This window comes from Soonwooa sp., assembly GCF_030151385.1.
Taxonomy (GTDB): domain Bacteria; phylum Bacteroidota; class Bacteroidia; order Flavobacteriales; family Weeksellaceae; genus Soonwooa.
In genome coordinates this window covers 1-19,694 of the sequence record NZ_JASLDS010000027.1, presented here as the reverse complement: position 1 = coordinate 19,694, position 19,694 = coordinate 1, and the positions used below count along the sequence as shown (strand labels likewise).

Here is a 19,694-nt window from a genome sequence, read left to right as displayed (position 1 = left end):
CAATTGTGGAATAATTATTGTATAATTGAAATGAATTAAATACATTTGTGTTTAGACTTTCAAAAAAGTTTATTTAAATGAAGAAATTTTTACTATTTATATTGTTTATCGGCTTTTCCTTTGCATTTTCTACTAAGATTAGTGCACAAGTTAGCAAAGCTAATTATAACGTTAACTCTGCAATTGCTAAGAGTGACGATGGTGTTTTGGTGGCGTACCCTAACCCAACTAAGGATTTTATTGTTATCAAAGCAAAAGATAATGATGCTAAAATAAAATCTGTGACTTTCTATTCAATTCTTGGTGTACAAGTTTTGGAATATAGCGTTAATATGAATGCTGCAGAAATTAGACTAGACAAACTTCGTCCTGGTAAATATCTAATGCGTTATTTATTAGATGACAACACACAAAGAGTTACTCAAATTATTAAACAATAATTGAAACTCTACATAACATAAAAACCTCAACAATTGTTGAGGTTTTTTTATGTGTAAAATCTTTGATTGCTCTTTTTAATAACCACCTTCGCTGGTTTCGTTTCTTGTTAAAGCCAAAGCTGAGGATGTTCCGATTCTTTTAACACCAAGATTAATCATCTTAACAGCATCATCGTGTGATCTAACACCACCTGCAGCTTTTACTGAAAGTTTTCCAGCATTATCTAACATAATTTTAATCCCTTCAAAAGTTGCTCCATTTGGTTTGCCACCTTCAGTTTGATAAAAACCTGTTGACGATTTAACAAAGATATTTTTAAAATCTGCCTCGGAAAAATTTTCTAGCGACCAAGTCCAAATTTTTGCAGTAATATCTGCAATTTGCTCATCGGTTAAAGCAGCGATTTCAATAATCCATTTTGCAACTTTTCCCTTCTCTAAAGCAAGTTTGGTACACTTAACAAATTCTTCTTTTACCAAGTCTATTTCATCTTTTTTGAAAGCTTCATAATTGATAACAAAATCTAACTCGTCAGCACCATCCTTTATCGCTTTCTCTGCTTCCAATAATTTAGCATCAATAGAAGCCGTTCCTTCGTGGAAACCAATGACAGTTCCCAAAACAACATTTGCATTTTTACTATTAATATAATGTCTGATTTCTGAAACATAATCGGGACGAATCATCACTGCGAAAAGTTGATTTTCGATTGCCTCGTCGGTTAATTCTTTAACGATTTTAATCGTTTCATCTTCTGTTAAACCCGACTGAGCAGGCGTTTTAAGATATGTTGAATCTAAATATTTTTTAACATTCATAATTGTAAATTATTAAAGTACAAAGGTAAAAAAAGAGCGCCACTTGTGCGCTCCTTAACTCTTATAAATCTTAAACTAGACTTTAAGTTGGCGGTTGATACTTTGCTCCAAAGAAATAAAAGTTTCAGTTCTCGTCACTCCTTTCAGGCTTTGGATTTGATTAATGATATCCATAAGATGATCATTGTCTCGGCAAAGCACTTTTAAGAAAACTGTGTAATTCCCTGTTGTGTAATGCGCCTCGATGATTTCGTTAATCTGTTTGAACGCATCCACAGCATCCTTGTAATGACTTGGCTTTTCTAAGTAAACGCCAATGTACGAAACGACTTTGTAGCCAACTTTACGAGGATTAAGGAAAGAAATTGAATTTTCGATAACACCAGCTTGTTCTAGTTTTTTGATACGCTGATGTACCGCAGTGGTAGAGATACCAACATTTTTTGAGATCTGCGCTAAGGATGTTTTAGCATTATCCATTAGCATGTAGATGATCTCCTTATCAACACTGTCGAGTTGATAGCCATAGTGTGTAGCACTTTTCATTGTTATTAATTTTTACAAAACGGTTGAAACTGTACGAAATTAATCTATATTAATCAATTATCTATACTTTTATAACAAAAATCATATTTTTCGAATATTAATTTCAAACATTAAAACAAGAAAATGCGCAAAATTTTTACGAAAAAAAAGTGAGTTACTTTAAAAAAATAACTCAACATAATTTATGATAAAATTTAAAATAATTAAATATTATTAATTAAATCTTCTTCAAATATACAAATAATTAAAAATACAAACACACTAATTAATAATTTAACATAAAATAAATACTAATTTCACATCAATTAAATACAATTAATCAGTAAGTTTATTATTAAATTAAAAATTTCATTTTTTTTCAAATAAATCTGGACGACGTTCCGAAGTAATCCTCACAGCCTCATCGTGCTGCCAATCTTCAATCGCCTGGAAGTTTCCACTTAGCAAAACTTTTGGCACTTCAAGTCCTTTATAAACATCAGGACGCGTATAGATTGGATAAGATAACAGATCATCTTGGAAGCTATCTGTCAAAGCGCTTTGCTCGTCATTAAGAACACCTGGTAACAATCTAATGATAGAATCCGCCAAAACGCAAGCTGCTAATTCGCCGCCCGTCAAAACATAATCACCAATTGAAATCTCTTTTGTTATATGCAAATCACGAACACGTTGGTCAATACCCTTGTAATGCCCACACAGAAAAATTAAATTCTCAACAGTCGAAAGCTTATTGGCAATTCTTTGATTAAGCGTTTCGCCATCAGGTGTCATATAGATTATTTCGTCATAGTGACGCTCTGACTTTAATTTAGAAATACATAAATCCAAAGGCTCAACCATCATTACCATTCCTGCACCGCCGCCATAAGGCGCATCATCAATCTGGCGATGTTTGTTGGTTGCAAAATCCCTAACATTATGAAAGTGAACTTCTGCCAAACCTTTTTCCACAGCGCGTTTCAAAATTGAAGTTTCAAAAGGACTGCGCATTAAATCTGGTAAAACACTTATTATATCTATTCTCATATTATTGTTCTGTATTATTTTTCTTGGAAGAAACAATTATCAAACGAAGTGACGAATCTTTGTTAAAGTAGCTCCACATCCAATTGAAGAAAATCGCCAACTTGTTTCGGACACTTAAAATAAGCATCAAATGTAGAAACATCCAGAAATACCAAGCAAGAAAACCTTGAAATTTTAATTTTGGCAAATCAACAACAGCGCGGTGTTTACCAATTGTAGCCATCGAACCTCTATCCACATATTCGAATTCTTTCCAATCGCTGGTTGATGATTTGCGAAGATTTCGTCCAAGATTTTTGCCTTGGTTAATCGCAACATTTGCCAATTGAGGATGTCCTTGCGGATATTTTGGCGTTTCCATATAGGCGATATCGCCAATTGCAAAAATATTATCAAAACCAATAACACGATTGTAACGATCGACTTTGTAACGATTTCTAACTAAATTTTCTTTATCAAAATCACCAATAACGTTCCCCGTTACACCAGCTGCCCAAATGACATTTTTACAAGGAATAACCTTACCACTTTGCATGAAAACCGTTTCGCCATCGTAATCGGTTACACGTTCGCTCTTCATAAAAGTAACACCAAGATTAATGAGGTACTCCTCAGCTTTATCCTGAGACTCAGTGCTCATTGCTTCTAGTGGTTTTTCTCCCGAGCTTATCAAAATAATTTTAAGATGCTCAAAACTCATATGAGGATAATCTCTCGGAAGAATTTCGTTTTTCATCTCGGCAAAAGCACCAGCCAACTCTACACCAGTTGCACCACTTCCAACGATAACGATATTCCAGTTTCCGTCATCACTTCTGGACTTTTCGATTATTAACTTTTCAAAAGTCATCAACACATGATTACGGATACTGATGGCTTCCTGCGTATTCTTCATACCATAGGTCAAATTCTCCATTTTGGCATTTCCGAAAAAGTTAGTTTTGCAACCTGTAGCAATAATTAATTTGTCATAAGAAAAAGTACCTTCCTGACAAATCACGCGATTCTCCGAAGTTTCAATATGTTGAACCTCGGTCATTCGGAATTGGATATTTCTAGAACGCTGAAAAATTTTACGGAAAGGAAACGAAATATTAGAAGGTTCAATCCTCCCACTTGCGACCTGATAAAACAAAGGTTGAAACATGTGATGGTTAACCTTATCAATCAAGATCACTTTCTTGTTGTTATCGGCATTCAGTTGTTTTGCAAGTTGCAATCCAGCGAAGCCACCTCCTACTATTACAATTTTCTCCCTAATCATCGTTTAAAAATTTATACAAAAATACTCCAAATTTATCGCTTAATCGACATTCAAAATTCGTGCTTCAAAAAAAATTTAAAACAAAAAAAACGGCAAATTTTAAAAATGCCGTTTTGTATTTAAGAAAATGTTTAATTAGTTTTTGTAGAAGCCGTTAACACCATTCCCCATATTGAACGACTTTAACAAACTTCCCGTCATGGAATAAACCATAACTTTACTTGAAGAGTTAAAGTTAACATCTGCAATATAGATTTTACCATCAATAACATCAAAAGCATAAGGATAAAGATCTGTCGTAGCAGGATAAGTGAACATCTTAGTTGGCGCCGCAGTACTAGCGGTTGCTTTAGTATAAACACCACGAGAACCATCCATAAAGTATAGATTTCCTCCTGCAAATCTCAAATTATCTGCATTAGCAACACCTGTTAGTTTTGAACTTTTAAAACTTCCTGTAGCTGCATCGATTTCATAAATGTAAGAATCTGTTTTACCAGAAGAAAGCACATAAGCATAACCATTTGCAGAAATCATATCTCTAATGATACCATCATCAGTAAGCGTAATCGTTTTTTCAATTGCGTTAGTCCCTGCGTTAACTGTAGTAATCGTATGACCTGATGGAATCTCTCCGTAAGGTGGCGTCATTTCATAAGTTGAACCATCTGTTTGTACAACAACATAGTTACCAACGCTAACTACTTTTTCTGCATATCTGTCAAAAGAAATTGTTTTAACTGATGCATTAGTTGCCGCATTGAAAACATTAAGAGCATATTTCCCGAAGAAGTCATTAGTCGTGATATATGTATTGTTTCCGTTAAAAGCAATCGCTCTTGGCTGCTCAACTTGGAAAGTTGTCAATTTTTGGAAAGAATAACGATTAACAACCTCAACCTTATTAGAATTATTAACAACCAAATAAGCTTTATCATCTTTAAAACCAATTGTCTGTAAAACATCTCCAAGCACTTGCTTATTATTGTTTGCTGCAAAAATATTTTCGCTCATTGAAGCCAAATCAGATGTAATGTATGACACTTCTGCTTGATTTTTATTAAAACCACCTTCAACACTTACAAGAATTCCGCCTTCATAAGCACCTTTTGACACGATAGCTTCATTGTTATCATCTTTACATGCTGTCATAAACAACAAACTTGCTGCGAATACACTCGCAAATAGATTTCTAATTTTCATAAATATATTTTTTAAAAGTTAAAATTCATGTTAACTGCAAAATTGCGTTTTGGCATATAGTAGCCAAATACTGTTCTATAGACTTCTGAAGTCAAATTATTAACTTTAAAACCAAGCTTTAAAGATTTTACCAATTGTACATCCGCTCCTAAATTAATAACGTAAAAAGGATCTAATGTATATTGTTTAGACTCTTCCTCATCCGTGAAGATATCAGAATTCCAAATTGCCTGAAGATGTAATGAGACAATTTTATAATTAAGATCAGCGCCAAAATTCACTTTATGATAAGGAACAAAAGCCAACTGCTTATTTAATATTTGATCTTTAGAATTGGTGTAAGCATATCCTAACATCGCATGATATCCAAAATCTCCAAACTTCTGTTCCGCACCAAGTTGCGCTTCCACACCATAAGACTTCACATGCGCAGTATTAACCGCATGATAAAAACCGCCCGCACCAGGAACCCAACGAATCATATCTTTAATGTCCATATAATAAGGCGATAGACTCGCCTGCAAGAATTTCCATTTTACAGTTTGGTTGATCTCGAATTGATAAGAATTTTCTGGCTTCAAATTTTCATTTCCGCCTGGCTTCCAATACAAATCGTTAAAAGTTGGTGCACGAAAATTCTTTGAAGCACTCAATTTTAAACTATAAAAATTGTTAATCGTGAAATTACCTGCCGCGGAAAACAAAAAAGGACTTTTTACATTTTCAACATATTCTTTTTTTGCACCAAGCTCCCAACTAAAGTTTTTAAAATAAAAATTACGGTATAACAATGCAACAGAACCTTGTCCACGCTTTACTGAGCGAATACCAGTTTTAAAGCCTTCAGCTTCGACTTGTCCAATTTCTCCTAAAAAACTAATCTCGGATGATGGGTTAAGCTTATATTTAAAATCACTTTTCGTCAAATATTGCTTGATACTTCCGCCGCTTCTTGTATTTGGAATATTAGAAACGGAATAATATTGGTAATCGTCCGTTAAATAAGCGATTTTAAAATCATTCTTAATCTTTTCATTTTTAAAATTCCATCCAGCAAGACTTCTAAAGGTTTGGCTTAAATACTTGGTTGGCGTCGCAAATTCGGACAACAGTGGATAATTTTGTGTTCCGTCAAAAATTTGACTTTGCGAAAAGATCTCATTTTGATCGTTAATACGATATGCAAAACCTAGGTTGACAGCTGTATTTTGATAAAAAGCATTTCGGTTGACATAATACTTTTCTTCAACCTCGTAATCGTTTTTGCTTTGGTTATGAGTGACCGAAAACTGAAAACTCAGCTTATCATTGCTATAATTGGTTTTTAACAAAGAATTAAGCGTTTCATAAGATGCAAATTCTGAAAAGATTTGTCCTTGGAAACCTTTGCTATATCCAAACGAATTATTTAGGTGAATAGATCCGCCAATTGCGCCACTTCCGTACAAAATACTTCCTCCACCATACTTTACCGAAATATTATCGTAACCCAAAAGTGGAATATTATTAACATCACCTTGACCTAGAAAAGCCGAATTAATATTAATTCCATTCCAGACAAAAGCGGTTTGTTGCGCTGTTGTCCCGCGAAAAGCAGGTGAAGATACCATGCCGCGAGCGTTTTCTTTAATGTAAATTGGCGTCTGGAAACTTAACAAATCCGAAAGGGAATTTGCATTCTTCTGAATGTCATTGGTTTTAATAACCTCAATTTTAGAAAAAGTTTTTGCAGATTCAATACGTTGATCCACAAAAACCGTATCCATAACAGCTTCTTGCGCATATCCATACGTAATTGTGAAAAAAGAAAAATAAAGTAGCGTTTTTTTCATTTACTGACACCCTTCTCCCGAAAGTACAATTGACAAGTTAATCATTGGCAGGTCTCCTGACTTTCGCATAAATCATCCCTTCTCGCGATTGCAATGGTTATGATGATTTATTAATTGGGCGATTTACAGTTGCGGGGACAGTTGAAGAATTACACTTCGATTCCCTTTTAATTTCTAAATTTAATATTGAAAACCAATTTTGCAAAAATAAATAAAGTTTTCCTTTTAATTTAGTGGTCATCAAAAATTTAGCAACAAATCTTAACAAATACTTTATTTACTCAGAAAAATACTTCAGATAATAATCGTGTAACGGCTTTGGAAATGACTTTTGTTCAGCTTCATCAAAATTAAAACTTAATAAGCCTTTATCTTTTTGCAATTTGTTGAAAGCAATTTTGTCCTCTATTAAAATTTTTGAAATCGAAATTTCTAAATTACGGTGCGTCAACCTATGTTTTATAAGCCTTTCGTTTTCAAAAAAACGAGGAATCTTTTCTAAATCAATATCTTTTGGGAATTCAAATAGCTTTTTCCAAATATCTGAAGTATCGCGTTGCTTAACCAAAAATTGATTTCCGTGATAAATAAACTGATAACTTAAAGCTAAATTCTCAACTTTAGTTTTTTTAAGCTTCACAGGAAACTGATCCATTTTTCCAATCGCGAAAGTGCGACAATCTTCCTTTAAAGGACAATCTTGACACAATGGATTTTTAGGTTTACAAACTTCCGAACCTAGATCCATTATAGCTTGGTTAAAACATCCTGTACTTTTATCAGGCATTATTAACATTGCCAATTCTGAAAAATATTGAAAAGCTTTAGTACTCGAAATATCGAAATCGTCCGCAAATAATCTTGACAAAACACGATAAAAATTACCATCAACGGCTGGAACTTTTTCATTGAAAGCAATACTAGCGATTGCGGCTGCTGTATATTTGCCAACGCCTTTTAGTTTTAACAGTTCAGAATACGTATTGGGAAATTCCGCATTATAATCTTGAACTAATTGCTTTGCAGCTTTGTGAAGATTGAGTGCTCGAGAATAATAGCCTAAACCTTTCCAATAAAGCAAAACCTCTTCCTCATCAGCATTTGCCAAGCTTTCCACGTTTGGAAAACGCTCCACAAATCTGAGATAATGTTGTAGTCCTTGCTTCACTTGCGTCTGTTGTAAGACAATCTCACTAATCCATATATTATAAGGATTTGTATTTTTGCGCCAAGGAAGCTCGCGTTTGTTGGAATCGTACCATTTAAGTAGCTTAACGCCAATATAAAGAAAATCAGTCTTTTGTTTGTAAGTTTTCAAAAATATGTATTATATTTGCACACCAAAAATATAAACAAAAAAGGAAATGACAAAGGCAGAATTGGTAAACATCATCTCAAATAAATTAGGCGTAGAAAAAAATGATACTCAGAAGGTTATCGAAGCATTCATGCAAGAAATAAGAACCTCAATGTATAATGGAGACAATGTTTATCTAAGAGGTTTTGGATCATTCGTTATTAAGACTAGAGCGGCTAAAACGGGAAGAAACATTTCTAAAAATGTTGCAATTGAAATTCCGGCACACAATATTCCGGCTTTCAAACCATCAAAAACTTTTGTTGAGAAAGTAAAAACGAAAGTTGCAGTAAAGAACTAATTAATTTAATATTAACACATAATAAAATTTCTAAATTATGCCAAGCGGAAAGAAAAGAAAAAGACACAAGGTTGCGACCCACAAAAGAAAGAAAAGAAGAAGACAAAACAGACACAAGAAGAAGAAATAATATTCTGAATCTCAGTCATATAGATATAAATATAGTTGGTGCTTTGCGTCGACTATATTTTGTTTTCTAGATACCACAAAAAACAACGCCAAAGCTATTTGGCACAAATTTGACTATTGATGTCTTTCGTAAAAGGCAATTATTAAAACAAAATTTATGAAGAAAGAATTAATCATTTCGCATGAGAATGATTCTTCACAGATTGCCCTGTTAGAAGACGGTAGATTGTTCGAGCTCCACGAGATCGAGTCAGAGTCTGACTTCGTCGTTGGAGATTTATTCCTTGGAAAAATTAAAAAGCTGGCACCCAACCTTAATGCAGCATTTGTCAACATCGGATACGGCAAAGATGCATTCTTGCATTATCAGGATTTGGGACCACAATTTTTGTCTTATCAAAAATTTTTGAAAGACAGTCTTGCAAAAAGACAAAACACGTCAAAGCTTAAAGATTTTGCCGTACAAAAACTTATTGACAAAAATGGCACTATTGACAAAGTTGCCACTGCTGGAGATCTTGTTCTTATCCAAATAACGAAAGAACCTATCTCGACAAAAGGACCACGTATTTCTACACAAATATCGTTAACTGGTCGTTTTTTGGTACTTATACCTTTTGATAACAAAATTTCGATTTCGAAAAAGGTAAAAGATCCAGCGGAAAAAGAAAGACTTAGGACTTTAATAGAAAGTATTCGTCCAGAAGGTTTCGGTGTTATTATAAGAACCGTTGCCGAAGGAAAAAAGGTTGCTGAACTCCATAACGATATGAATCAGCTTATCGAAAAATGGGACGATTGCTTCAAGAATATTCAAAAAAATAAAGTACCAAGCAAAATGTTAAGTGAGGAGGACAAAGCCTCATCAATCTTGCGAGATAACTTCAACCAAGACTTTGTCAACATTATTTGTGACGACGAGAGTATGGTTCGCGATATGAGAAATTATCTAGAAGTTATCGCACCAGAAAGTAAAAATATTGTTCAGTTTTACGACTCCCCTACACCACTTTTGGAGTATTACAATGTCGAAAAACAGCTAAAACAGAGCTTCGGGAAAAATGTCAATATCCCAAGTTCCAAAGGTGCTTATCTTGTTATAGAACACACAGAAGCGCTCCACGTCATCGACGTTAACTCTGGTAACAATATTTCGTCAGCAACCACAAACAAAGCACATGCGCTTAATGTCAACAAAATGGCAGCGACAGAGATCGCCAGACAATTAAGATTGCGAGACATGGGAGGTATCATCGTCATTGACTTTATCGACATGACAGATCCCGAACATCGAAAAGAATTATATGAGCATTTCCGAGATGAGCTCAAACGTGATAAAGCTAAGCATAAAGTTTTACCACCTAGCAAATTCGGACTTATCCAAATGACAAGACAAAGGGTACGTTCAGAAAAATATATTGAAACCAAGGAAGAAAATCCGAACAAAGACGGAGAAATCGCTGCGCCAATCGTTATTGTAGAGCGTATGGAAGAATCTATCAGAAACATTATCCAAAAGGAAAAGGGCAAATTGTATCTGCACGTACATCCATTTGTAGAAGCTTACCTTACCAAAGGCTTTATGAGCATCCAAAACAAATGGCTTTTCAGATACAAAAAGTGGGTAAGTATTATCCCACGAGACTCATTCAAGTACTTAGAATTCAAGCTCGTCAATTCCAAAAAAGAAGAATTGATGTCTTATTCCAACTAACAACTCAGACTTCGGTCTGAGTTTTCTTTTATATAACAATTAACTTATTTTAACGATAACCAAAGGCTTTTTAATTTAAACTTAAGATAATTTGGTCGTACTTTTGATGTAGTTCAAATACAAATTATACACTAAAAATATGTCAGAAAAAATTTTATGGATAGACGATGAAGTTGATTTACTAAAGCCACATATCGTGTTTTTAGAAAATAAAGGCTACAAAGTTACACCCGTTAACAATGTTAATGAAGCGCTAGAACTTATAGAAAAAGAAAAATTTCAGCTGACATTACTCGACGAAAACATGCCCGGCATTTCTGGATTAGAAGCCATCCCAATGATTAAAGAGAAAGATACCAGTCTCAAAATCGTGATGGTTACCAAAAGTGAGGAAGAGCATATTATGGAACAAGCCATTGGCTCGCAAATCGCCGATTATATCTTGAAACCAGTTAATCCCAACCAAATTTTATTATCGTTAAAAAAGAATCTACAAAGTGAAAACTTGGTAGAGCAAAAAACGATTTCAGAATATCAACAAGATTTCCGAAACTTGAGTATGGAATTGTCTTATCTAAGAACTTTCCAAGATTGGGCAGAATATTATAAGAAAATACTTACTTGGGAAATTAAATTCGATAAAGTATTCGACAGCGAGTTTGCGGATCTTCTACAATCTCAAAAGGAAGAAGCGAATATTCAGTTTTCAAAATTTATCGAAAAAAATTACGAAGATTGGTTGCACGAGCAAGATAAGCCAAGTATGAGCCACACACTTTTCAAAGAAAAAGTAAAGCCCGAATTGGCGAATGACAAAGTCTTGTTATTGATGGTGGACAACCTTAGATATGACCAATGGAAAGTTATCGAACCACTTTTCGCAAAATTCTATAACAAAACTTCGGAAGATTATTATTTCAGTATTCTTCCAACCGCAACACAATATGCGAGAAATGCTTTCTTTGCTGGATTGATGCCATCGGAGATCGAAAAACGTTTCCCAGACAAATGGTTTAACGATAACGAAGAAGGTAACAAAAACGAACACGAAAGAGAGTTTTTGGAAGATCAGATGAAGCGTCTTGGTTTGTCAGGAAAATCGATGAAGTATCTTAAAATCCTTAACGCTGATTTTGAAAGAAAAATCCTTGACGACTTTAACCAACACAAAAACAATGATCTTTTGGTAATTGTCTACAACTTTATCGATATTCTTTCTCATGCAAAAACCGACAATAATATTGTTGATCAATTAATTAGAGATGATAAAACTTTCCGCTCATTGACTTACAACTGGTTCGAAAATTCATCGCTTTTAAAAATCATTAAAACGGCTGCCGAAAATGGATTCAAGTTGGTTATTACAACAGACCACGGAACCGTCTATGTCAAAAAACCAAGTAAAGTGGTTGGCGATAGAGAAACGTCGACTAACATCCGTTACAAAACTGGACGTAGCTTAACTTATGATGACAGTGATGTTTGGGCAATTAACAATCCTGAAAAAATATTCCTACCAAAAGGAAATTTGAGCTCAAAATATATTTTTGCAAAAAACAATATATTCTTAGCTTATCCTAAGAACTACAATCATTTCGTTAATTACTACAAGGATACCTACCAACACGGTGGGATCTCTTTGGAAGAAATGATTATTCCATTTAGTATTTTGGAACCCAAATAGTTTTTTTCATAGTTTATTTAAATTTGGGTTACTGGCGGAAGAAATCAATGATTTTTTCCGCCTTTTTATTTTTAAATTTTTAAATTTTTAAACGAAATCAACTTTTTTAACTGATAAAAAATTTATTGCAAACGGATTGAAATTTAATTTATTTTTGAAAAATCAATAAGCCCGTTATCTGCATCCGAGTTTTATTGAAAAACACAAATAGAAAATAAATTATGACAAAACAATTATTAAAAATATCAAGCCAAAAGAACATTTTAATTCTAGCTTCTTTATCAATTCTTTTCAGCTTTATGTCATGCGAAACGGTTGTTGATAATTTAATAGATAATATAGGTAATAATCATCAGCAAAATAATTACACCTCAAGATACATGGGCAATTGGGTTGGCACTTACGCAGGTCCAGAAAGCGGAAACGTGGCTTTTAAAGTTAGTAAAGATGGAACTATTTATGGGAATTATGGTACAGCGGAAGAAGTAATTTCAGGTTCGGTTCTTGACGATGGTGGCTTATTGAGTGTTCTTTCTGTTAAATCTGGTTTTCATCTTTATGCAAATCTCAATCAAAATTCTGGAACTTGGAAAAAAGGTGATATAACAGGAACTTGGACTTTCAAAAAGCAATAAACATATTTGATTATTTATCCAAACTGCGATAATTATTAAGAATTTGTTTTAAAATAATTTTAAATTTTAAAGGCATTCTTCAAAAGCCAAACATATTTCCGACCTTTGCCGATTAGAAAAACAAGAATGAAAATTATCTCTTATAATGTTAACGGCATTCGTGCTGCTTTTACCAAAGATTTTATTGGTTGGTTAACTGTTGCAAATCCCGATGTTATCTGCATCCAAGAAAGTAAAGCTGGAACTGACCAAATTGACATCGAAAGTTTTGAAAAAGTTGGTTACCACAGTTATTGGCATTCGGCTGTTAAAAAAGGTTATAGCGGTGTTGGTATTGCTTCTAAAATAAAACCAAACAATGTTGTCTATGGTTGTGGCATCGAAAGCATTGATAACGAGGGTCGTGTTATTCGAGCGGATTTTGACGATTTTTCGGTAATCTCGGTATATGTACCTTCGGCTTCAAATATTGACCGATTAGAGTTTAAAATGCGGTTTTGTTATGATTTTTTAAACTATATCAAAGAATTAAAAAAGACAATCCCGAATCTTATTATTTCGGGTGATTATAATATTTGTCACGAAGCCATCGATATCCACGATCCTGTGAGACTTGCTAATGTTTCTGGCTTCTTACCAATGGAACGCGAATGGATGACCAGATTTATGGACGAGTGTGGATTGATTGATAGTTTTAGATTCTTTAATGATCAACCCGATCAATATTCTTGGTGGAGTTATCGCGCAGCGTCGCGCGAGCGTAACAAAGGTTGGAGAATCGATTATAATATGGTTTCCAAAACTTTGGAAAATCGTCTTTCGCGTGCTGTAATTTTGCCAGAGGTAAAACATTCTGACCACTGCCCTGTAGTTGTTGAATTGAAATAAGCGTTTTCTATGCACGAACAGTTTAATTTCTTAATAGAAGTCCTCGGAACAGTTGCCTTTGCTATGTCGGGAAGTTTTGCAGCAATGCAGAAACGTTTGGATCCTTTTGGTGTTATCATTATCGCATTTATCACTTCTGTTGGTGGTGGTACGGTACGGGATTTACTTTTGGATGTTCCCGTTTTTTGGATGCATGATATCAGAATGTGTAGTATCATTTTGATAACGAGCATTGTTTCCATGATTTTTAAATCTTTGGAAAAAAACTTTCAGGTGACACTATTTATATTCGATAGTTTTGGATTGGGACTTTTCACCATAATCGGTGTGCAAAAAGGCTTAACAGCAGAACTTCATCCAATGATTTGTATTGTCCTTGGTACCATAACGGGTTGTTTTGGAGGAATTATCAGAGATATTTTATTGAATAGAATTCCGTTGATTTTTAGAAAAGAAATCTACGCGACAGCCTGTATAATTGGTGGCGCCGTTTTTTTGCTTCTTGTTAGGTATTTCAATTTTACATATACCTTTGTACAAGTATTCACCATTTTACTAATTGTTGCTATAAGATCACTAGCTGTCAAATACCATTGGCAAATGCCCAAATTCTATGATCGACCTAACGATTCTGAAATGTAAAATAAAAAAGCTCCGAAAAATTTCGGAGCTTATATTTTTAGTGGAATTTACCTCTTTGTCTCATATGCGGATTGTGCATATGCTTTTGCATCGATGGCATTTTCAATTGTTCTTTTAACATTTTGATTTGATCAGTCATCATCCCAGCAGAATCTAGCGTTTTAGCTTCTTCCAAAAGTTTAGTCGCTTCTTGTCTTCTACCTTTTGCCATCGCACCAGCAGCTAGGTTAAGAGTTGCCATAGCACGATCATGTTTCATGTTAAGACCATATTCCAAAGCTTTTTTCATAAGACCTTCTGTCTTTGCAGGATTGTTATCTTGCGCAGTCGTCAAGCCAATTAAATAATGATAATAACCATATTGACTTTTGTGAAGTTCTTTTTCAAAGTTTTTTATCCTTGATAAATGCTGGTTCGCTTTTTCAAAATTTTGCTTTCTAAGTTGCCAAAATGCTAACAAGATATTTTCGTTCTTATAAAACAAAAGAATCGGAATTGCTGCCAAAATCACCAAAACAATTCCCCATCCAATATTTCTATTAAACATTAAGAAAATACCCAAACCGATTAATATGGCTGCTATAACAAATTTAATATACTTATTCATTCTAAAATTTTACTTTGCAAAGATAAACAATGTAAAAGAAATTACAGAATTGTAATATCAGTTTAGGATAAATAAAAAATAATTATTCTATATTTAAGCCGAAAAATAAAACAAATGAAAAATTTACAGTATCCACTTGACTTTAAGTTTAAAATAACAACTTTGGCGAGTGATTTTACAATTACTGATAGAACTGGGCAAATGCTGGCTTATGTACGTCAGAAAATCTTCAAAATAAAAGACAATGTACAAGTCTTTGATAACGAAGACAAAACCAGAGTTCTGTACACTATCCAAGCGAATAAATGGATCGACTTTAATGCTTCATTTGCCATCACGGATCCAAATACCAATACCGAAATTGGTAAAATCGCTAGAAAGGGTATGCGTTCTTTTTGGAAAGCAACTTACAATATTCTAGATAATCGCGGTGAAAATCTTTTCACTGTAACTGAGGAAAATCCTTGGATTAAATTCTGGGATTCTCTTGTTGGAGAATTGCCGATTATCGGAATGTTTACAGGTTATTTCCTTAATCCGACTTATGTTGTTAAAGATCAAAATGGTCAAGCAATTTTCAAATTAAAGAAAATGCCTTCTTTCTTTGGAAGACGTTTTCAGCTAGACCGTTTGGTAGACATCCCAGATGATCAAGAAACGCTTTGTGCACTTAGTCTTATGATGATGATCTTGCTAGAAAGAGCAAGAGGATAAAATAAAAAAGCGACTTAAGTCGCTTTTTTTATTGAAACCGTTTAACATCAACTTCGGGAAAAATTTCTTTCCCGAATTCAATATGCTCAAATAATTGTTTTGAAAAGAAATTAGAGTTCATAACGCCACGCGCACCAAGTCCATTGAAAATATACATATTTTTAAACTCGTGATGTGCGCCAATTATCGGTCGTCTATCCGAAACAACTGCGCGGAATGCTACATTAACTTCTTCAACCTTATATTCTTCTTCAAAAATTTCTTCGAGTCCGGAAGTAAGTTTGTTGACCGATTCAGGAATGATCTCTAGAACTGTTTGATCCCACTCATAAGTTCCACCAACAAAAAACTGATTAGGATTTGTTTTAAACAAAAAGAATTTCTTTTTAATGATATAAGGATCAACTTCAGCACCAGCCGAAATTAGAATAGAATGTCCCCGATTTCCTTTAACTGGAATATCAGCAAAATAAGGGTTGTTGTTGACATTAACACCTTCACAAAATACGATTTTGTCAAAGCGAAAATCTTTGTATGTATTGGTTTCTAAATTTAATTCCGAAAAATCAAAAGCTTCTTTTAGCCATAAATTTTCATCTTTCAAATAAGCATAAAAGCTTTTAAAGAAGGCTTTAACATCAATTCTTAAAGAGTCATGAACTTTCCCCGACAGATACTCATTTTTAACAGATTTAAGTTTAAGAAAATCGGTATCAAGGAAATCCTTCAAATCTTCGTTTTCAGACTTTCTAAGCCAAAGCTCGCGCTCTGTATCATCATGAAAAACTCGAACAAGATTTTCATCAATAATAAAATTACGTCCGAGATAAGTTTCAATTTCGGAAAAGTTGGAACGAACTGCCTCAATTTCATTTTTAGCATTCCAAACACCAGTAAAACGTTTTAGTACAACAGGATTACACACTCCCGCCGAAATCTCAGACGCTGATCTTTCTCCATCCGAAATCAATAGAAAAGATTTATTGCTCTTGATAAGTTGGTGCGCAAACATCAATCCTGCGTAGCCACCACCAACAATAATATAGTCTAACTTCATAATCAAAAAAAACCTGAGTAAAGATACTCAGGTTTTATATAAAGGAAAAAATTTTATTAATAATTCCAAAGGTCATTTTCCATTTGAAGAATTTGCGCTTTAATTCTGTCGCTTTCTTCAATCTGACCATTAGCATCGTCTGGTACATAATCATCAATGATACCATTACCACCTCTACCTTGACCATTATCTGACTTGTAAATAATAGAAGAGAATCTTCTTGCATTAAGTACATCATCAAAAGTAATATCAGAACTTGTATTTTTTGAGTTAAAAATATAGTTGCTTGCTAATACTTTTCTTGCATCTGGATAGAAAATCCAGAATAAGTCGATAGAATCTGGTGCAGCGTTGTCTGGTGTAATACCATTTTCGATTTGTGAACCTGCAATCGCAGCTCTAGCTTTAGCACCATTTGGATCTGGTCCCATTGCACAAATACCTAATAAACGGTATTTTAATTGCGTATCACGCTTATCAATATACCATTGTCCCATTACTTTTAACAATTTAACATTGTCAGTACTGGTTTTCACTTGGTCAACGTTAGCAACAATGTCATTTTGTGTTACTTTGAAGTATCCACCATCTAACTTAACGATAACGTTGTCTTTACCATCTTTATAGATATCTTGCAATCTCGGTCCATAGTTTCCTTTAAGAGCGTTAATGCCTTTATCATCAGTATCATTAATTACAGACTTATAACCTTTAAGTGTTGCTGCAACTTTTTTGTCATCAATTTTACCTTCGTTCATCAATTGGATGAAGTAATCGTCCACGTTGATTGCTGAAGTTGCTGCTGCAATACCTTCTGGCGTAAGCTTAGTTGTAAAGTTTTCGTCAGTATAGACTTGCGAAATTTTACCACTATTAACAGCATCGATTAAAATCTGATACAAAGAAAAGTTTTGAGAAACTAAACCATCGTTGTTATGGTAGTAAGGTTGATTGATTTTATCATTCATATCAATGATTTCCCATACCACCATACTTTTAAGAACATCTTTATCCTCTATAAAGCCATACTTAACAGGCGCAGCAACACTATCCTTTCTTGCTTCTCTCTCTTGACGAAAAGTCTCGGGAGAGCTTGCATTTAGAACACTAGTCTGTGCAAAAGCAAAACTTGAGGATAATAATAGAAAATTTAAAACTACCTTTTTCATATACAATCATTAATATTGATTAAAAATCAATCAAATACTATTTTAAAAAATAACGTTATTATTGAACATTTATTGCGATACCAGGAATATTCTGAAGAACTTGTCCTCCTAATCCTGTCGCGCTAGCTTGGATATCAAATACAATTGCGATATCACCTGATCTAAGACCAGTTGTTAATCCAGATACAGCACTTAGTGAGCTACCATTAACTCTCATCGCTGCCTTACCAGGAACTTTGAACATGAAGCTTTGAACTTGGAAACTTACTGGGAAGTCGAAGTCCGGCATAGCAACAGTTACTGATTGATTAGCAATAGAACTTGCAGGCATTGCCACAACATTCTTACCTCTAATCTGTCCAACTGGTGGTGGTACATTTTTAACTCTAAACTTGAAAGCTTGAGAAATTGTTGCTCCTTTTGGATCTTTACCTGAGATTGTCAAAGTAACTTCGTTACCTGCAGATGGTGTAACAGTCCATTTACCATTACCTCCACCAACTGACGCTCCAGCAGCAGAAAGAGAAATATTACCAGAAGCTCCTAAGATTGATCCAGAAACTGGGTTAGGCAATCCTCTATACAATACATTCATCTTATCAGCAGAAAGTAATGCACCTTTTTGTGCTTTTAGTTCTTGTACACCAGCGATTACATCGTAAGTGTGCTCATAAGGTAAAGAATGTACTTTTCCATTTTTATCTGTGAATTTGATATCACCTCTTAAAGTCTGAGTACCAACTGCACCAGCGTTAAGTGTAGCGATACCTTGTCCATCAACAATCTTAGCATTAGAAATCTCTAAACCAGGTACAGAACTAGCTCTAGTACCAATTGCAATTTTAACATCTTGCGGTTGTCCTTGCAATACTTGTTTAGGCCCAGAAACTAAAGCTTCGTAAGCATCGAATTTGATATCTGCGTCCACTTTCTCTTGCAACATAGAAGAGATTGCATCAGATTGTAGGTTTCTAGCTTCTGATTGGATAACTTCTAGGTTAGATAAAGCTGCAATCAGTGGCTGGTTGTAGAACTTATATTGTACCCACGTTTTACCACTAGCAGCTCTCTTATCTCCTTTTACGAAATCCGGAACTAAAGTTTTAGATGCTCTATCAGCAATATCTTTTAGCTGTGGATTAGAAGAAAAAGTTGTGGTGATATAATTTCTTAAATCATCCATTTTCCCTTTTAACTCAGCAGCTGTTTTAGATGGATTCTTTTCGTCACCATCATTAAAGAATAATTTTGTTGCAGGCTCTGTATTGTTTAATGCTGTGAAACTTTCTTCTGAAGGCAATTCTGAGTTGTACTCAGCTTCTTTGCTCATATTAGCTTTTAGTCCATCAATAAAACTAACTAAAGCATCAGTTTTAGTTTCAAGACCTTTGTATTGCTCTTGTAGAGGACCATATACTTCAGGAGACGCTACAGCTTTAGCCGCCAAAGTTTTCTCGAAGATATCGTCATTCTTTTTTTCAACCATTGTTCTTGTATCAGTAAGAGACTGGTTGGTGTCTTTGTATGATCTGATGATTTCTTGGTCAATTTGCATCGCAAGCATCGCGATGAAAACCAAGTACATCAGGTTAATCATCTTCTGACGAGGCGTCTGTTTTCCTTGTGCCATTTTTAAAAAATTTTAATAATTAATAAATAAATGA

General features: G+C 34.2%; 19 protein-coding genes and 1 riboswitch. Of the genes, 8 read left to right on the top strand and 11 right to left on the bottom strand.

Annotated elements, in window-relative coordinates:
* Nucleotides 1–77: 77 nt before the first annotated feature.
* On the top strand, nt 78–440 hold the full coding sequence (locus Q1V95_RS04475; protein WP_300670813.1) for a T9SS type A sorting domain-containing protein: 363 nt from the start codon (nt 78–80) through the stop codon (nt 438–440).
* A gap of 75 nt (nt 441–515) precedes the next feature.
* Here Q1V95_RS04475 and deoC read toward each other — a convergent pair whose 3' ends face one another.
* The 7 genes from deoC to mutY all read right to left on the bottom strand — a co-directional run bounded on the left by deoC (nt 516) and on the right by mutY (nt 8,451).
* On the bottom strand, nt 516–1,262 hold the full coding sequence (deoC, locus tag Q1V95_RS04470) for a deoxyribose-phosphate aldolase (RefSeq protein WP_300670815.1): 747 nt from the start codon (nt 1,260–1,262) through the stop codon (nt 516–518).
* A gap of 72 nt (nt 1,263–1,334) precedes the next feature.
* On the bottom strand, nt 1,335–1,805 hold the full coding sequence (locus Q1V95_RS04465) for an Lrp/AsnC ligand binding domain-containing protein (RefSeq protein WP_079666025.1): 471 nt from the start codon (nt 1,803–1,805) through the stop codon (nt 1,335–1,337).
* A gap of 348 nt (nt 1,806–2,153) precedes the next feature.
* Entirely contained in the window at nt 2,154–2,834 is a 681-nt protein-coding gene (gene trmD, locus Q1V95_RS04460) for a tRNA (guanosine(37)-N1)-methyltransferase TrmD (RefSeq protein WP_300670807.1), read from the bottom strand.
* 1 nt (nt 2,835) lies between these two features.
* Nucleotides 2,836–4,098 (bottom strand): NAD(P)/FAD-dependent oxidoreductase, encoded by a 1,263-nt coding sequence (locus Q1V95_RS04455; protein WP_300670803.1) that lies wholly within the window; start codon nt 4,096–4,098, stop codon nt 2,836–2,838.
* Between the two features lie 135 nt (nt 4,099–4,233).
* On the bottom strand, nt 4,234–5,301 hold the full coding sequence (locus tag Q1V95_RS04450; RefSeq protein WP_300670796.1) for a hypothetical protein: 1,068 nt from the start codon (nt 5,299–5,301) through the stop codon (nt 4,234–4,236).
* Between the two features lie 11 nt (nt 5,302–5,312).
* The gene (locus Q1V95_RS04445) at nt 5,313–7,133 is read right to left on the bottom strand and encodes a TonB-dependent receptor (RefSeq protein WP_300670794.1); all 1,821 of its coding nucleotides are present in this window, start codon (nt 7,131–7,133) and stop codon (nt 5,313–5,315) included.
* A gap of 28 nt (nt 7,134–7,161) precedes the next feature.
* A riboswitch (cobalamin riboswitch) is annotated at nt 7,162–7,346 on the bottom strand.
* 64 nt (nt 7,347–7,410) lie between these two features.
* Nucleotides 7,411–8,451 (bottom strand): A/G-specific adenine glycosylase, encoded by a 1,041-nt coding sequence (gene mutY, locus Q1V95_RS04440; protein WP_300670791.1) that lies wholly within the window; start codon nt 8,449–8,451, stop codon nt 7,411–7,413.
* Nucleotides 8,452–8,497: 46 nt separating this feature from the next.
* Here mutY and Q1V95_RS04435 point away from each other — a divergent pair, with 46 nt between their 5' ends.
* From Q1V95_RS04435 to Q1V95_RS04410, 6 genes are all read left to right on the top strand, one after another.
* On the top strand, nt 8,498–8,791 hold the full coding sequence (locus Q1V95_RS04435; RefSeq protein ID WP_079666019.1) for an HU family DNA-binding protein: 294 nt from the start codon (nt 8,498–8,500) through the stop codon (nt 8,789–8,791).
* Between the two features lie 286 nt (nt 8,792–9,077).
* Nucleotides 9,078–10,634: a ribonuclease E/G gene (locus Q1V95_RS04430; protein ID WP_300670789.1), complete on the top strand. Its 1,557-nt coding sequence runs from the start codon at nt 9,078–9,080 to the stop codon at nt 10,632–10,634.
* Nucleotides 10,635–10,773: 139 nt separating this feature from the next.
* On the top strand, nt 10,774–12,318 hold the full coding sequence (locus Q1V95_RS04425; RefSeq protein ID WP_300670786.1) for a PglZ domain-containing protein: 1,545 nt from the start codon (nt 10,774–10,776) through the stop codon (nt 12,316–12,318).
* A 221-nt stretch (nt 12,319–12,539) separates the two neighbouring features.
* Complete coding sequence (locus Q1V95_RS04420) at nt 12,540–12,953, top strand: hypothetical protein (protein ID WP_300670784.1); 414 nt, start codon at nt 12,540–12,542, stop codon at nt 12,951–12,953.
* Nucleotides 12,954–13,079: 126 nt separating this feature from the next.
* Complete coding sequence (locus Q1V95_RS04415; protein ID WP_300670781.1) at nt 13,080–13,841, top strand: exodeoxyribonuclease III; 762 nt, start codon at nt 13,080–13,082, stop codon at nt 13,839–13,841.
* 9 nt (nt 13,842–13,850) lie between these two features.
* The gene (locus Q1V95_RS04410; protein ID WP_300670778.1) at nt 13,851–14,483 is read left to right on the top strand and encodes a trimeric intracellular cation channel family protein; all 633 of its coding nucleotides are present in this window, start codon (nt 13,851–13,853) and stop codon (nt 14,481–14,483) included.
* Between the two features lie 37 nt (nt 14,484–14,520).
* Here Q1V95_RS04410 and Q1V95_RS04405 read toward each other — a convergent pair whose 3' ends face one another.
* Nucleotides 14,521–15,090 (bottom strand): DUF2892 domain-containing protein, encoded by a 570-nt coding sequence (locus Q1V95_RS04405; protein WP_300670776.1) that lies wholly within the window; start codon nt 15,088–15,090, stop codon nt 14,521–14,523.
* A gap of 114 nt (nt 15,091–15,204) precedes the next feature.
* Between Q1V95_RS04405 and Q1V95_RS04400 the strand changes: the two genes are divergently transcribed.
* The gene (locus Q1V95_RS04400) at nt 15,205–15,804 is read left to right on the top strand and encodes a hypothetical protein (RefSeq protein ID WP_300670774.1); all 600 of its coding nucleotides are present in this window, start codon (nt 15,205–15,207) and stop codon (nt 15,802–15,804) included.
* Nucleotides 15,805–15,832: 28 nt separating this feature from the next.
* On the opposite strand, the gene Q1V95_RS04395 is transcribed toward Q1V95_RS04400, so the two are convergent.
* Genes Q1V95_RS04395 through gldM form a run of 3 tightly spaced genes read right to left on the bottom strand, consistent with a single transcriptional unit; the run spans nt 15,833 to nt 19,660 of the window.
* The gene (locus Q1V95_RS04395; RefSeq protein WP_300670772.1) at nt 15,833–16,861 is read right to left on the bottom strand and encodes an FAD-dependent oxidoreductase; all 1,029 of its coding nucleotides are present in this window, start codon (nt 16,859–16,861) and stop codon (nt 15,833–15,835) included.
* A gap of 56 nt (nt 16,862–16,917) precedes the next feature.
* Nucleotides 16,918–18,030 (bottom strand): gliding motility protein GldN, encoded by a 1,113-nt coding sequence (gene gldN, locus Q1V95_RS04390; protein WP_300670769.1) that lies wholly within the window; start codon nt 18,028–18,030, stop codon nt 16,918–16,920.
* Nucleotides 18,031–18,088: 58 nt separating this feature from the next.
* Entirely contained in the window at nt 18,089–19,660 is a 1,572-nt protein-coding gene (gldM, locus tag Q1V95_RS04385; protein WP_300670767.1) for a gliding motility protein GldM, read from the bottom strand.
* Nucleotides 19,661–19,694 lie beyond the last annotated feature (34 nt).